8 protein-coding genes are annotated in these 14911 nt (G+C 66.1%); 3 read left to right on the plus strand and 5 right to left on the minus strand.

The genetic code is table 11. The features are described 5' to 3' along the window. Nucleotides 1-44: 44 nt before the first annotated feature. Together EAH75_RS15815 and EAH75_RS15820 are read right to left on the minus strand one after the other, a co-directional pair. Nucleotides 45-2117, minus strand: a complete 2073-nt coding sequence (locus tag EAH75_RS15815) for a M13 family metallopeptidase (protein ID WP_140806169.1) — start codon at nt 2115-2117, stop codon at nt 45-47. A gap of 116 nt (nt 2118-2233) precedes the next feature. Continuing rightward, complete coding sequence (locus EAH75_RS15820) at nt 2234-3832, minus strand: DHA2 family efflux MFS transporter permease subunit (protein WP_241668967.1); 1599 nt, start codon at nt 3830-3832, stop codon at nt 2234-2236. A gap of 65 nt (nt 3833-3897) precedes the next feature. Between EAH75_RS15820 and EAH75_RS15825 the strand changes: the two genes are divergently transcribed. The 3 genes from EAH75_RS15825 (at nt 3898) to EAH75_RS15835 (ending at nt 6458) form a co-directional block, all read left to right on the plus strand. After that, nucleotides 3898-4485, plus strand: coding sequence for a TetR/AcrR family transcriptional regulator (locus EAH75_RS15825; protein WP_140653151.1), 588 nt, complete (start codon nt 3898-3900; stop codon nt 4483-4485). A gap of 88 nt (nt 4486-4573) precedes the next feature. Further along, nucleotides 4574-5719 (plus strand): HlyD family secretion protein, encoded by a 1146-nt coding sequence (locus EAH75_RS15830; RefSeq protein WP_140653153.1) that lies wholly within the window; start codon nt 4574-4576, stop codon nt 5717-5719. Nucleotides 5720-5759: 40 nt separating this feature from the next. Beyond that, the gene (locus tag EAH75_RS15835) at nt 5760-6458 is read left to right on the plus strand and encodes an SDR family oxidoreductase (protein WP_140653155.1); all 699 of its coding nucleotides are present in this window, start codon (nt 5760-5762) and stop codon (nt 6456-6458) included. A gap of 6 nt (nt 6459-6464) precedes the next feature. On the opposite strand, the gene EAH75_RS15840 is transcribed toward EAH75_RS15835, so the two are convergent. The 3 genes from EAH75_RS15840 to EAH75_RS15850 all read right to left on the minus strand — a co-directional run bounded on the left by EAH75_RS15840 (nt 6465) and on the right by EAH75_RS15850 (nt 14816). After that, on the minus strand, nt 6465-10268 hold the full coding sequence (locus EAH75_RS15840; protein WP_140806172.1) for a translocation/assembly module TamB domain-containing protein: 3804 nt from the start codon (nt 10266-10268) through the stop codon (nt 6465-6467). 1 nt (nt 10269) lies between these two features. Further along, complete coding sequence (locus EAH75_RS15845; protein WP_140806173.1) at nt 10270-12045, minus strand: autotransporter assembly complex protein TamA; 1776 nt, start codon at nt 12043-12045, stop codon at nt 10270-10272. 143 nt (nt 12046-12188) lie between these two features. Then, nucleotides 12189-14816, minus strand: a complete 2628-nt coding sequence (locus EAH75_RS15850) for a glycosyltransferase (protein ID WP_140806175.1) — start codon at nt 14814-14816, stop codon at nt 12189-12191. Nucleotides 14817-14911 lie beyond the last annotated feature (95 nt).

Consider the following 14911-nt stretch of genomic DNA (forward strand, 5'->3'; position numbering starts at 1 on the left):
ATTCGCTGGAATCACGGCCCTTTTGTTTCCTCATCTGGCGGCAATTACCAGATCTTCACCCGGTCCTTCGGCGCCAGGAAGAGCTTCCCGCCGGGCTTGGGCGAGAACGCGTCGTACCAGGCGTCGATGTTGCGCACGGTCTGTGCGCGGAAGCTGCCGGGGGCGTGGCCATCGCCGATCACCTGGGCGCGCAGCGCGGCGGGGCGAGTCTTGGTGCGCCAGGACTGCGCGAAGGCGAGGAAGAAGCGCTGGTCGCCGGTGAGGCCGTCGATCACCGGCGCAGGCTTGCCGCCGAGCGACTTGTGATATGCGATCCAGGCGATGGTGAGGCCGGACACGTCGGCGATGTTCTCGCCCAGTGTCTGCTGGCCGTTGATGTGCAGGCCGGGCAGCGGCTCATAGGCGTTGTACTGTTCGACCAGTTTCTGGCCGGTGGCCTTGAAGTGGGCCTGGTCTTCCGGCGTCCACCAGTTCGCCAGTCGACCCTGCGCGTCGAACTCGGCGCCGGTGTTGTCGAAGCTGTGGCTGATCTCGTGGCCGATCACCGCACCGATCGAACCATAGTTCGACGCCGCATCGGCCTTCGGATCGAAGAACGGCGCCTCGAGGATCGCGGCGGGGAAGTTCAGTGCATTCTGCAGCGGCAGGTTCACCGCGTTGACGGTCTGCGGCGTCATCCACCACTCGCCTTTGTCGACGCTCTGGCCGAGCTTGGCCAGCTGATGCTTGTATTCATGCTGTTCGGCGCGCAGGTGATTGCCGACCGGGTCGTCGCGGCTGATCGTCAGATCGGCGTAGTCGCGCCAGGTTTCCGGGTAGCCGACGCCGACGCGGACTGTAGCGATCTTTGCCTTGGCCTTCTGCTTGGTGGCCGGCGTCATCCAGTCAAGTTGATCGACGCGATCGGTGAACGCGGCGAGGATGTTGTCGACCATCTGCTTCACCTGCGCCTTGGATGAGGCCGGGAAGTATTTCTTCACGTAGATCTGGCCGACCGCATCGCCCAGGTCATTGTTGAGCGCGCCGATCGCACGCTTCCAGCGATCGCGTTGCTTCGGCGTGCCCTGCAGCGTGTGGCCGTAGAACTCGAAACCCGCGTCGGCGAATGCAGGCGGCAGCAGCCCGGCGCTGTGGTTGATGGTGTGAAAGGTGAGGAAGGCTTTCCAGGTGTCCAGCGGTTCGCTGCCAACCAGCGCGGAAATTCCGCGGATCGCGCTCGGCTGCCACACGGTGATCTGCTTCTGCGTGTCGAGGCCGGCAGCATGCAGGTACGCAGCCCAGTCCAGGCCCGGTGCCTTGCTGGCGAAGTCTCCGGTGTTCCAGGGGTTGTTGGCCTTGTGCACGTCCTCGCTGTCGACCAGGCTTTCCTGCACCTTGGCGATCTTCATTTCCAGCTCGAACACGGCCTTCGCCTTGGCGTCCGCGTCGGCGATGCCGGCGTTCTTCAGCTGGGCGGCAATGTAGGCCTGGTACTTGGCGCGGATGCCGGCCATGTCCTTGTCGGTGGCGAGGTAGTAGTCGCGATTGGGCATGCCGAGGCCACCCTGCAGCAGGTAGGCCACGTTGTGCGCGGAATCTGCCAGCCCCTGCGTGACGAACAGGCCGAACAGATGCTCGGTGCTGAAGTTGGTCGCGTTGACTGGATCGACGTCGGCGCGCAGCTGGCTGCCCAGAACACCGGCGAGATCGGCAGGCGTCTTGATCGCGTCGATCTTGGTGAGTTCAGGCTTGAGCGGACTCAGGCCATGCTTGGCGATGCCGGCCTGATCCATGAATGCGGCGTAGTAATCGGCGATCTTGCGCTCGTTGGAGCCGGCGGGCGCATTCGACGCGGCGGCGGCCTTGATCAGTTCGGCGTTGCGCTGTTCGGCTTTCTGGAACACCTGCAGGAAGATGCCGGTGCTGGCGCGATCGGCCGGGATCACCGCCGTTTTGCGCCAGTTGCCGTTGGCATAGCTGTCGAAGTCGTCGCCCGGTTTCACGCTGTGGTCGATGCCGGCCCGATCCACGCCGGCAGGATGGTCGGCAGCGTGCTGTGCCGGCGCGGGCGTGGCCGCCCATGCGTTCGATCCGCACAGGAGGACGGCGGCGGTCAGAATCCAACGAATGCGTTGCATGGTTTGATGTCCCGGCAGGATGGAATGCCCACGATAGTCCGCCACCTTGCCGTTGTGGGCATGACTGATGGGCTAGCGATCGGAGGCTGCCCGCGCCGGACCGACGGCAAGCCAGGTCAATGCGCGCTTTCGGCCGCCGCGGGACTGGCTTCGGCCGGCGTTCGGCATAGCGGCACCAACAGCAGCGCTACTACGAACATCCACGCCATCAGCCGGAACGCGTCGTCGAACGCCAGCGTCGTGGCCGAGCGGGACACCAGCCTTCCGAGTTCGCCCTGCGCCATCAGCACGGCGTGCGCGGAATCGGTGGTGACCTGACCGATCCGGCCGGCCAGTTGTGCAATCACCTCGGGTGCGTTGCGGCCGCTTTCGCCCAGGCTCTCGCCGAAGCGGGCCGCGTGGATGCGGGTCTGGCCCTGCAGCCAGGTGTTGACCACCGCTATGCCGATCGCGCCGCCGAGGTTGCGCATCAGGTTGAACAGGCCCGAGGCGTAGCGCAGCTCGGCCATCGCGAAACCGTTCAGTGCCATGTTCACGCTCGGCACGATGCACAGCATGATCGCGAAGCCGCGCAGAACCTGCGGCCAGAACAGCGCGGCGAAGCCCCAGTCGGGCGTCATCGCCGAGAACAGCCACAGGCTGGCGGCGAACAGCAACAGCCCGGCGCTGATCGTCCAGCGCGCATCGACCCGCTGCGACAGTCGCGCCGCCACCACCGTGCTGGCGATCTGCGCGACGCCGGTGACGAACACCGTGGTGCCGATCTGCAGGCTGTTGTAGCCGCGCACGCGGCCGAGGAACACCGGGACCAGATAAGTCGCCGCATACAGTCCGAAGCCGATCACCAGGCTGAACAGGCAGGCGAACACGAAGTTGCGCTGGCGGAACGGCGACAGCCGCACGATCGGATCGGACGAGCGGAACGAGCGCTCCAGGAACAGCACGAAGCCGACCAGCGACAGCCACGCTGCGGTGGCGATGGTCGGGTCGCCCAGCCATTCGTGGCGCGGGCCTTCCTCCAGCACGTATTCGAGCCCGCCGAGGAAGAACGCCATGGCGGCCAGGTGCACGTAGTCGATCTTCTTCAGCATCGCCAGATTGGGCCGGTCCACCTTGACCAGCAGCGCCGACAACACAGTCACCAGGATGCCCGGCACGATGTTGACGTAGAAGATCGAGCGCCAGCCGACCGCCTCGGTGAGCCAGCCGCCCACCGTCGGCCCGAGCGTCGGCGCCAGCACCGAGACCATGCCGAGGATCGCCGGGATCAGCGCGCGCTGCTTGCCGGTAAACAGGGCGAAGCCGGTGGCGAACACTGTCGGCACCATGGCGCCGCCGACGAAGCCCTGGATCACCCGGAACACCGTCATCGACTGGATGTCCCAGGCCATCCCGCACAGCGCGCTGGCCAGCGTGAAGCTGCCGGCCGACAGCGCGAACAGCCAGCGCGTGGACAGCGCCTGCGCGAGGAAGGCGGCGAACGGAATCATCACCAGCTCGGCCATCAGGTAGCCGGTCTGCACCCAGCTGATTTCATCCGGCCCGGCCGACAGGCCCGCCTGCACGTCGTTGAGCGAGGCGGCCACGATCTGGATGTCGATCAGCGCCATGAACATGCCGAACGCCATCACCCCGAAGATGAGGAACTTGCGCGCCAGCGGCAGCTCGGCGGGCGCGATGGGTGTCGATCGGGAAAGGGTCGCGGAGGTGTTCACGGGCAGCACTTGCATTGTCGGGAAATCATAGTATGATACTGATCATGTAAAAAAGCGAGGCGGTCATGCGCTACGACACCGAACACAAGCAGAAGACCCGCGCCACCGTGTTGCAGGCCGCGGCGAAGGCGATCCGCGCCGACGGCCCGGATCGTGTCGGCGTGGCCGGCGTGATGGCCGAGGCGGGATTGACCCACGGCGGCTTCTACGCCCATTTCAAGTCCAAGGACGAACTGGTCGCCGCCGCGATCGGCCAGATGTTCGAGGACGCGCGCGCGCGGCTGGAGCACGACACGGCAGGACGGAGTCCGGCCGAAGGCCTGGCGGCCTATATCGACTTCTATCTCTCGAAGAAGCACCGTGACGCGCGCAGCTTCGGATGCCCGATGGCGGCACTGGCTTCGGACGTGCCGCGGCTGGCGGACCCGGCGCGCGAGCAGTTCGTCACTGGCGTGCGGCAGTCCACCATCCGGCTCGGCGAGAAGCTGGCCGGGTTGGGACATGCGGCGGCCGAGGCCGAGGCGCGTTCGATGATGGCCGAGCTGATCGGCGCCCTGTCGCTGGCGCGGATCGAGACGGATGCGAAGCGCTCGGATGCGATCCTTGCCGCCTCGCGCGCGCAGTTGAAGCAGCGCTTCGGGCTGCCGTCATGAACATGCCCGGCGAAGTCGATGTCCGCCCCGTCGGTGCAGTCGGCCGGCTGCATGCCTCGGCCACCTCCACCTTTCGAGTGACGAAACGATGAGCGCCGACGCCACACCACGCACGCCAGTCGTCGAACAGCCGGCAACGCCGCGCACGCCATGGTCGCGCAAACCATTGCTCGTCGCCGTCGTGGCGCTGGTCATCGCGGTCGTGGGCGCGCTCTGGATCGTCGCGCCCAAGCGCAGCGTATCCACCGACAATGCCTACCTGCAGGCCGACAGTTCGGTCGTGGCCCCGAAGGTGCGCGGGCTGGTGGCCGAGGTACTGGTGCGGCACGACCAGCACGTGCATCGGGGCGATCCGCTGGTGCGCATCGATGCAGAGGAGTTCAACGCAAAGGTGGCGTCGGCGAGCGCCGAACTGCGGAACGCGCTATCCGGCGTTGCGGCGGCAGACGCCGCACTGGTGGCGCTGGATGCGGAAGAGCAGCTTGCCGGTTCCAACGTGCGTGCGGCGCAGACGTCGATCCGTTCCTTCGATGCGCAGCAGGCGCTGGCCGAGGCCGACAGCCGGCGCTACGACGCCCTGGTCGTCAGTGGCGCGGTGGCGCGACGCGACGTGGAGCAGTTCCACGCCGCCGCCGTCACCGCCCAGGCGAACGCGGACCACAGCCGGGCGGAATTCGCGGTGAGCCGTGATCAGGCGACGTTGACGCATGCCAAGCGGCTGACCCTGCAGGCCACCCTGGCGCAGGCGGAAGCGGCAGTAGCGAGCGCGAAAGCCGCGCTCGATTTGGCGCGGCAGGACCAGACCAACACGCTGGTACGTGCGCCGATCGACGGGGTGGTCGGTGACCGCCAGGTCGAACCCGGCGACTACGTGCAGCCCGGCACGCGCCTGCTGACCGTGGTGCCGCTGGACGCGCTGTACGTGATCGCCAACTTCAAGGAAACCCAGACCGCGCGCATGGTGGTCGGCCAGACCGCCAGCGTCGAGGTGGACGCCTTGCCCGGCCGGACATTGAAAGGTCGCGTGGAAAGTTTTGCGCCCGGCTCCGGTTCGCAGTTCTCGCTGCTGCCGTTCGAGCCGGGTACCGGCAACTTCACCAAGATCGTGCAGCGCGTGCCGGTGCGCATCCGTTTCGAGGCCGGGCAAGCTGCGCTGACACGGCTGCGTCCCGGACTTTCCAGCACGGTCACCGTGCAACTGAATGCATCCCCTGCCGCACAAGCCTCGCGCTGAGCACGCGGCATTCCCTCTCTCCTTGCCAAGGTATCGATCCATGAAAATCAACAACAGCATTGCCTTCGTCACCGGTGCCAATCGTGGACTCGGGCTCGCCTACGCCAAGGCGCTCCTCGCCGCCGGTGCGCGCAAGGTCTACGCCGGTGCGCGCGATCCATCCAGCGTGCCCGTGCTCGAAGGCCTGGTGCCGGTCCGGCTCGACGTGAACAAGATCGATGACATCGCCGCCGCTGCCGCGCAGTGCGGCGACGTCGATCTGCTGATCAACAACGCCGGCATCATCGGCGACGAGCCGTTGCTCGGCGAGAACGGTGTGGAGGCATTGCACAACGTGCTCGACACCAACCTCTACGGCGTGCTGGCGATGAGTCGCGCATTCGCGCCGGTGCTTCGCGCCAACGGCGGCGGCGCGCTGGTCAACATGTTGTCCGCGCTGAGCTGGGCGAGCCTGCCGGGCACCGGGGCCTACTCGGTGTCGAAGGCGGCGGCCTGGGCACTCACCAACGGCCTGCGCAACGAGCTGCGCGGGCAGGGCACGCAGGTGGTCGGCGTGCACGCCGGCTATATCGATACCGACATGGTGAAGGGCGTCGACAGTCCGAAATCGCGGCCGGAGGACATTGCACAGGCCGTGCTTGCCGGTATAGAGGCGGGCGACTCCGAGGTGCTGGCCGACGACACCGCCAGGCACGTCAAGGCCGGATTCAGCGCGACACCATCGTTGTACCTGGGTTGAGCCAGGTCACTTTTCGTAGCGGTAGTTGAAGCTGGCGCGGCTGAAATCGGTGGCCTGTTGGGCCTCGAAGTTCCAGCGCTTGCCGAAGCGGTAGCGCAGGGTGATCACTTCGCCCGGCTCGAACAGGCCGACGCCGTAGCTGAGGTAGAGCCGCGGCGACAGGTACTTGCCGACGGTGAATGCCGAGCTGCCGCCCAGCGCCTCGTTGCTGGACACGCCGATGTCATCGACGCCGAGCTTGGAGCCGATGCGCTTGGCCAGCAGATCGCCGCCGGCCGAGCCCAGCGCCTGCGCGGCGGCGCTGACCATGCTGCCCTCGCCACCCTTCACCTCGGACAGCGGCTTGCCGGTGATCAGGTAGGACAGCGCATCGGACTGTTCCATCACCGGATTGGAAAACACGGTGAGGATCGGCCGTTGCGCCGTGCCACTCACCAGCAGGCCGACTTCCTGTCCTTCGTCGATGGTGGCGTTCGGGTTGAGCTTGCGCACGGCGCGGATGTTCAGCCCCGGATTGTCGATCGGCGTGCTGGCGAACAGCAGCTGGCCGCGCTGGATCTGCAGGTTCTGGCCGTAGGCGCGATAGGTGCCGGCCACCGCGAGCTGGCCCTGGCCGGTGGTGGCACGGCCGGGACGTTCGCTGACCGTCAGCAAGCCGGTCACGCGGCCGTCCAGACCCATGCCGACGATATGTGTCTTGCGGCCAAGATCGACCTTGACCAGCGCGCTGATCGGCAGCTTGCTGGCGGCCTGTTCCTGTTGTTTCTGATCGACCACCACCACATCGGGGGAAGCCTGGGTGGCGCCGGCGCCGGGCAGCTTGTCGGCATTCACGTCGGCACTGTCGATCGTGAGGCCGCCGCCGATGTCGATGCCCTTGGCGTCCTGCTTCACGGTCAGGTCGGGCGAGATCACCACTTTCGCCGCGGGAATGTCGGCGGCGGTGAACTGGCTGCCCTTGAGTGTGATCGCGGTCTGGCTGCCCTGACCGGTACCGTCTGCGCCGAGGCCGGCGGTGCCATGGATCGCCAGCGAGCCCTTGCCCGACTGCACGCTGCCGTTGACGAGGAACTGGCGGGCGTCGACGGTGCTGACGCTGAGGCGGCCCTGGGTCAGCTTGAGTCCGGCCGAAGGCGCTTCGGCAGCGAACTCGCGGACGTCGGCGTGGCCGGTGATCGCTGGTTGCTTCAACGTGCCGGCGAAGCGGAAGCTGCCGTCGACGCCGCCTTTGACGTTGGCCACTTCGCTGCTGAACAGCTCGATGAAGGCGAGGTTGTTCAGGCGCAGATCGAGCTGGCCGCCCAGCGTCTGCTGCGCGCCACTGATGGTGATCTGGCCATCCAGACGGCCGCCATCGTCGAGCCCGCTGTGTACATCGATGCGCTGGCTGGCCGGCGTCAGTTCGGCATTCAGGCGCAACTGGTCATAACGAAGCAGTGGCGCATCCGCATGATCGGTATAGGTGATGCTGCCGTGCGTCGAGCTGATCGAGGCGTTGCCGCTGAGCGCGCCGGCGGCGCTGCGGCGAATTCTTCCGCTGCCTTCCAGGATGCCGTCGGCGCGCATCGGCAGCTCGGCGTCGCCGGCCGCGTTCAGCAGCAGCGCCAGCGGCAGCGCATGCAACCGGTAGCTGGCGTCGAGATTGCCGGGCTTGTCCTGTTTCGCCGCCACACACAGCTGCGGATCGCCAGCGCTGAGGCACAGTTCGGACAGGCTCATCGCGCCGTCGTTGTAGCTCAGTTGCGACGGCTGCTGCAGGCGCCAGCCAGGCATCCCCTGCGGTTCCAGGTCGAGCGTGGCGAGCGTGCCATTCCATGCCGAACCCTTCCGTGCGCCGTGCAGGACCAGCTTGCCGGAGAGCTGGGTGCCGCGCGCGTCCACATTTAACCGATGGTCGCCTTGGCTGCCTTCGGCGAGCAGGTTGATGTGCTGGAACGTCAGCCCCTGCAGGTACACGTTGCTGGTCTGCAGATCCAGCTTGCCAGCGAGGCGACTGATGTCGGGCAGACCGACGATCAGCTGCAGCGTGTCCGCCTTCTGTTGCTGCCAGGCCAGCGACTGGCCATGCAGCTGGCCATTGATGCTGAGTTTCGGCTGTTTGCCGCGGATAGTGAAATGGCCGTCCAGACGGCCGCCGGCATTCGGCAGCCAGTCGCCCAGCGAGGCGATCGCCAGTTGCAGGTCGGCATTGTTTTCAGCGCCGGGCCTGGCATCCAGCTTCACCGTGCTGCCGCCCGAGGCGAGGTTGAGTTGGCCGTCGATCACCTCGTTCGATGACAGGTGCAGCTTGCCCTTGCCGCTGACCGCACGATCACGCAGCTTCCCGACCAGCTTGCGGATTTCCAGTGTGGCATCGGGACCGTCCTTCGGCAGCGTGCCGCTGCTGGCGATGTCGAAATCCAGTGCGCCGTTCCAGCCGGCAAACAGCTGGCCGGGATCGAATCGGCTGGCGCTGGCCTCGGCCTGCCATGCGAAGCTCGGTTGCAGGGTCAGCGTGCCGCTGGCCTGCACGTTGCCTTGCGCTTGTCTCAATGCCAGCGTGCGCAGGGTGATCCGCTGCGCGCTGCCGTCGAGGTTCAGCGCCAGCTTCGCCAGTTTGCCGGGCGGCCCGATCTCGACATCGCCCTCGGCGTGGTACTTGTCGACGGTGCCACTGGCCTTGAGCACGCCGTGGCTGGTCAGCACCTGGCCAACCAGCTCCTGCGGCAGCAGCAGATCGTTCCACTGGATGTCGAGCTGGGCGCTGAGCGGTTTCGCATCGAGCTGCACCACGCCGCTGGCGGCGACGCTGCCTTTGATCTGCGGCGAGCCGAGGTCGAGCTGCTGCAGGGTCAGCGTGTTGAAGTCGTGGCTGAACTGCGCGCGCAACGGCCGCAGCAACAGCTGGTAGTCGTTGAGGTCGAGCCGACCATCGAGCGCGCCGCCGTAGCGGTCGCCATGACCCTGCACGGCAACTGCCAGCACCTTCAGCGAGCTGTTGCCGAGCAGTGGCTTCGGATCGAAACGCGGCACATCGAGCTTGCCGGTCCAGGCGTAGTCGCCGCTCTGGCTCAGATCCAGCTGCAGCTGTGCAATGGTCGGTGCGCTGAGTCTGAGATCGAGATGCGCTTGCCTGCTGTCGCTGTGCACGACGAGGTTGCCGGCATAGCCGGTACCGCCGACCTTCCACGCGAAGCCGGCCTTGCCGCCGCCCTGGTAGTTCATGCCGATCGCCAGCGTGCCGGCGAGATCGACGTGGCCGTCCGGCGCCTGCAGGGCGAGGCGGTGGAGTTCGATGCCGTCATGGGTCCAGCTGCCGGCCAGGTCGAGCCGGCTGGAGGCAAACAGGGGCCGGCCGTCCCGGGTCACCTTCACCGTGCCGACGTGGACGCGATCGAGGATCAGCTCGACCGGTGGCTGCAGCGAGAAACTGCCGGAGTTGGGGATCTGTTCCGGCGCCGGCTTGGGCAATGCCAGCACGACGCCATCGACATCCAGCACGAGTACATGCACGCGCCTGGCCAGCAGCGGCCAGAAGCGCAGGTCCAGGTGCGCCTTCGCCACGTTCGCCACGGTGCCCTTGCCGTCGTCGTAGCGCACGCCAGCCAGATCCAGCGGACCGATCAGGCGCCCCTGTGCATGCTGCACGCGCAGCGCGCCATCGGTGGCGGCCTGCACCCGCGCCAGCGCAAAGCGCAGGCCGGCACCGGTGCCGAGCAACCAGCCAGCGGTGATGGCGAGCAGCAGCAGGACCAGCAGCAAGGCGAGGCCCAGCCAGCGCAACCAGCGACGGCGGCGGGGAACGGCAACGGTGGCGGTCGTCGTGGTCATCTCAGAAATCCGGCCCGATCACCAGGTGCAACTCGATGCCATGGTTGCGCGAGTCGTGGATCGGCGTGCCCAGGTCGACGCGGATCATGCCGACCGGCGACAACCAGCGAACGCCGAGGCCAGCACCGATCTTCGGGCGATAGTCGATGCCACTGAACGCATTGCCGGCATCGACGAACGCGGCCATGCCCCAGTTGCGTGTGAAGTAATGCTCGACCTCGGTGCTGGCGACCAGCAGGCTGGTGCCGCCGATCACTCGCCCGTCGCTGTTGCGCGGACCGATCGACTGGTAGCCGTAGCCGCGTACCGAGCGGTCGCCACCGGCGAAGAAGCGCAGTTGCGGCGGCAGTGCGGTGAAATCGTTGGTCCAGATATAGCCGGCGCTGCCGCGCAGGATCAGCCGGTTGCGCTTCTTCGCGCCGAACGCGCGGATCCATTTCGCGTCGGCGGCGAGCTGGCTGAAGCTGGCGTCGGACAGCAGCGTGCCGGCGGTGCTCCGCGCGCTCAGGTTGAGCGACCAGCCGCGGCGCGCGAACGTCGGGTTGTCGGTCCGCTTGCGTGACAGCGAGGCCTCGCCGAACACCAGCGTGCTGTGGCCATGCTCGATGCCTGGCGTGTTGTCCGGTTCGCTGCCGCGCTTGCCAACGGTGAACGTGCCGGACAGCGCGTGCACGCCCAGCGTACGTGTCCAGCCACGCCACAGCCGGGCCTCGTTGCCGACCAGCTCGAGCGTGCGCGATTGCGAGGTGGCGGTATTCGCGTCGCGGAAGTTCGCACCGAAGTTGAAGCTGCGCTGGTTGGTGCCCGGCAGCGGGATCGAGTACAGCGTGGACAGCGTCTTCAGTCGCTGCGCCACGACCAGCTCGTTCTTCCATTTGTGCCCGCGCCGGTTGACCCAGCGCCGCTCCATGCCGCCGCGCAGGCCGAAGCCGGTGTCGGTGCCGATGAACGGGCCGCCGGTGTAGATCGTGCGTTTGGCCGGTGCCAGTTGCACGGTGACGTCGACCGTGCCGTTTCTTGCCTCGTCCACGTCCGGCAGCACGTTGACCACGGCGAAATAGTCCGCGCCGTTCAACGCCTGCTGCAGCTCCAGCAACTGGTCTTGCGCGAAGTAGTCGCCGGACTTGAACGGCACGTAGCGGTCGAGGAAACCGTCGTTGAACTGCGAACCCTCGAAATGCACCCTGCCGTAGCGGTAGCGCGGGCCAGCCTGCCAGGCCAGCTTGATGGTCGCGCTGCGATTGGCGCGGGTCACTTCGACCCGATGGGTGAGCAGTCGGGCATCGAGGAAACCGTTGGCGGTGAGCTGTGCGCTCAGCGCGTCGCGTGCGCTGTCGTAGGCACCGTGATCGAGGGTCTTGCCTTTCATGCGTTCGAGCGCACGCTGCGCGCGACGGATCGGCGCGATGGCGGCAGCGGTCTCGTCCAGTTGCACGTCGACGGCGGTGACTTTCACCGGCTCGCCGGGTTGCACATGCAGCGTGACCTGCCAGTCCTTGCCGACCTGCTGCAGGGCGCCGGTGACGGTGGCTTCGTAGTAGCCGTAGGGTTCCAGCGAAGACTTCACCTGATCGGGCGCGCGCTCGTACAGGCGGCGCACCTGCGCGTCACTGACGTCACGCGTGGCGTATTGCGACAGCTCGACGCCCGAGATCACCGCGCCTTTCAAGGGATCCGCGACGCCATCCACGGTCAGCTGCACGCCGGCGCGGGCCTGTGTCGACAACAGCACCAGCGGCAGCAACAGCAGACTCAGGCGTCGGGGGATTCGGCGCATGCGTGGGGTTCCGTCCTCGATGGCGTCTTCGCGAGTGAGGGGAGCTTACCCAAGTCGGTGTTGGCTGGGTATGAACGCTGCTGGTTACCTCGGTATCAGAGCCAGAGCGTCATGCTTGATTTGTTGATATCGCCGAGGCGATATCAACCTGCCTTGTCGCCCGCCTTGTGCGCGATCCATGCACCGATCACTGCCGAGACATACGGAATCGATTGCGCGGCGAGGATGAACATCCACAACGTGCCTTCGATGTAGTGCGTGCCGTAGCCCTCGGCCATGCCCACGATGCACAGCATCAGCGCGATCGCCATCAGTCCTTCCTCGCGCACCGGCGCGAAGGCGGCGAAGTTGCTGCCGCCCAGGCGTCGGCTTTTCGCGGTGACGACGAACGAAGTCTTCTCGCGGGTCAGCCCGTGCAGGATGCCGCGTGCGATCGCATGCGACAGGCCCATGCTGGCCAGCGACGCCATCAGCGTGTCGTACCAGCTGCACGGCACGCGGGCGCGGTACAGCACGATGCCGAAGATCGCCTTGGCGAAGAAGAAGCCGATTACCGGGATCAGGAACAGCTGCATCGGCAGGCTGAAGTACTGCGGATAGGCCACCATGCCGGCGGTCCAGAACAGCGCCATCAGAGTGAAGATCAGGTGCAGCGCATCGGCGAACCAGCTGAACCAGCCGGTGAGGAAATGGAAGCGCTGGCCGGCGCTGAGCGGACCCTTCTGGGTCATCCAGCTCCAGCGGCCCTTGAGGATCTGCATCGCGCCGAACGCCCAGCGGTAGCGCTGGCTCTTGTACGCCTTGAAGTCGGCCGGGGTCAGGCCCTTGCCCATCAGCTCGTCGACGTAGACCAGCTCGTAGCCGGAGTGCATCAGGCGCAGGCCCAGCTCGGCGTCCTCGCAGATCGTCCACTCCGACCAGCCACCGGTGCCTTCCAGCGCGGTGCGCCGGACCATCGTCATGGTGCCGTGCTGGATGATCGCGTTGCGCTCGTTGCGATGGTGCATGCCGATGCGGAAGAAGCCGTCGTACTCCCACGCGGTCATCCGGCGGAACGCGTTGTGCTCGAACTCGCGGTGCGCCTGCGGGCACTGCACCACGGCCACCTTTGGGTCGTGGAAGTAGCCGGTGAGGGTGGCCAGCCAGTCGGCGCGGACTTCGTAGTCGGCATCGATCACCGCCACCACGTCGGCTTGCGGGTCGGTTTCCTTCAGGCCGAAATTCAACGCGCCGGCCTTGTAGCCTGGCCACGGTTCCAGATGGAAGAAGCGGAAGCGCTTGCCGAGTTTTTCGCAGTACTCCTGCACCGGCTCCCACACCGCCGGGTCCTTGGTGTTGTTGTCGATCACCAGCACTTCGAAGTTGGCGTAGTCGAGCGCGGCCAGCGAATCGAGCGTGATGATCACCATCTCCGGCGGCTCGTTGTAGCAGGCCAGGTGGATCGACACGAACGGCTGTTTCTCAGGCGGGTCGGGCGTGAGCATGCCGGCGTGACGGATCCACTCGCGCCGCCACAGCACTTCGGTGAACTCGAAGCCGTTGATCAGCAGGATCGCCAGGATCGCGATCTGCGCCGGAAACAACAGCACCAGCATGGTCCAGTCGACCCAGCTGAGATAGAAGTTGAACGGCAGCGTGGCCGACCAGGTGATCAGACCGCAGGCCAGCTGGATCAGCATGCAGAAGAACAACCGCCCCATCAGCTTGAAGCGGCTGAAGCGGCGCGCGAAGAAGATCATCGGCAGCAGCGCCAGCAGGCTGGCGGCAATCGCCTTCCACGGCCAGGCGATGTCCTCGGTCACCGGGCCGGTGAACGGGAATTTCGGCTGACGATCGGCGTTGAAGATGCCCCAGTACGCCTCGGTGCGGCCCGACAGCTGCTCCTTCCACGGCTGGTCGAACGCTTCCATCAGGTAGTAGTCGATGTTGCGCTGCTTCGCCGCGAGCAGCCACTCGCGGATGAAGATCGCCTCGTTCGATACCGACGGATCGGCGTGCTCGTGACGGTCGCCGTTGGACGGCCAGCCGATCTCGCCGACCACGACGTGCTTGTAGGGGAAGCGTTGCTGTATTACCTCGTACGAGCCCAGTGCCGCATTCAGCGCGGGAGCGCGCTGTGCCGGGTCGAGGGCACTCGCTACTACAGGTATGCCATTCCAGAACGGGAAGATATGGATAGTGATGAAGTCGACATGGTCGGCCAGCTCCGGATACTTCAACCAGATGTATTCGGGCTCGGCGATCGATACCGGCTGATGTACGGCGGCGCGCACGCGGTCGAGGTAGACCATCATCTGTTCGGGAGTGAGGTCGTTGCGGAACAGCACCTCGTTGCCCACGATCACCCGCTTGATCGAGTCGGGATAGCGACGCGCCATCGCGATCAGCGTGTCGATCTCCTTCTCGTTGTTCTCCATGCGCCGGCTGATTTCGGCGCCGGCCATCACGTCCAGGCCATCTTTTGCGGCGAGCCGGTAGGTCTGCGGATTGACCTGCATCGAATAAGTACGGATGCGGTCGGAGTACTTCGCGACCAGCTTGAGGTCGCGATCGACCTCGTCGTCGCTGGGATAGTCCTGCTTGATCGGATCCTGGTAGCGCTGGAACGAGGAGAACGCAAAGCCGCCGATCTTGCCGTGCCAGTCGTCCGGGCCGTGCGGCAGATTGCTCCACCACCACAGCCCGATGTTCATCGCGGCCACGACCAGGGCAAGCACGATCGCCGTGAGCAGCGGATACCGACTGTTGTGGTTTGTTGCGGTGGCGCTCAAAAAAATCCCCGGCGGAAGCCTGCGCAACAGGCGGTAAAGCCTGCGGAGCTTAACCAATCCATGGCATCGGGCTCAATAAAGATCGTAGGCCGCGG

Source organism: Rhodanobacter glycinis (assembly GCF_006438785.1).
GTDB lineage: Bacteria > Pseudomonadota > Gammaproteobacteria > Xanthomonadales > Rhodanobacteraceae > Rhodanobacter > Rhodanobacter glycinis_A.